The sequence below is a fragment of the Streptomyces sp. S6 genome (assembly GCF_054880855.1).
The window spans coordinates 1-910 of record NZ_JBTYMC010000691.1 but is presented as its reverse complement, the minus strand read 5'-3'; the positions used below and the strand labels follow the sequence as shown (position 1 = coordinate 910).

General features: G+C 76.6%; 1 pseudogene. It reads right to left on the bottom strand.

What is annotated here, in order from left to right:
* Positions 1 to 220 precede the first annotated feature (220 nt).
* Positions 221 to 910: pseudogene (locus tag ACVNF4_RS36490) on the bottom strand (hypothetical protein); the annotation flags it as partial.

The following is a 910-nucleotide window of genomic DNA, read 5'->3' as shown; positions in this document are numbered from 1 at the left end:
GAGCGGGGCGGGAGGGGTCCGGCCGGGGCCGCCGGCTCGGCCTGCCGGGACGTGTCCGGTGCGCGACGGGCACCGGCCGACTCCTGCGGCTGCTCCTTCTTCGCCCGCATGATGAACCCACCTCAGTCTCTCGGCCGCAACGTTCCCCTCCCTTGGTACAGGAGTGCCCCCGCGGCCGTGAAGGTCCGAAGGGGCACTCCCGAGGCACGGCCGGCGGCCCCTACAGCGCCGTCAGCTGTCCGGGCCCCGCCGTCGGCCTCGGCAGCAGCGCCGGCTCCTGCGACGCCGACTCGGGGCACAGCGCGAGGACCACCGCGACGGGGTGCGCCTCGTCGTCCGGCGCGGCGTCGTACCCGTACGACTCCCGGACGACGGCGGTGCGGCTCTCGGGGAGTACGGCCGGCTCGGGGGTCGCGCGGGACAGCAGGACGACGCCGTACCCGGCGAGGGCGGCGCCCGCGACGGCGAGGAGGATGCCGGCGGCGCCGCCCTGGAGGCGTTCGCCGAGGAGGGTGAGGCCGATGGCCGCGGCGGCGACCGGGTTGGCGAGGGTGACCATGGCGAGCGGTGCGCCGAGGCCGTCCTGGTAGGCGGTCTGGGACAGCAGCAGGCCCGCCGTCGCGAACGCGGCCACCAGCAGGGCGATGCCCAGGACCTGGTACAGCGGCAGGGCGCCGTCCTCGGTGAGGGCGACCGTCACCGTCTGGGTGAGCGCCGAGGCGACCCCCGAGACGATGCCGGAGCCGGTCGCGTGCCGCAGTCCGGGCTTCGCGCCGGGCCTGGCCAGGAACGCGATCACGGTGATCGTCGCCGCCGCGACCGCCACCGACTGCGAGCCGTCCAGGACGGTCTGCGGAGCGGGCCCCGACGCCACGACCAGGATCGCGGCGAGCCCGGCGAGCGTGTACGC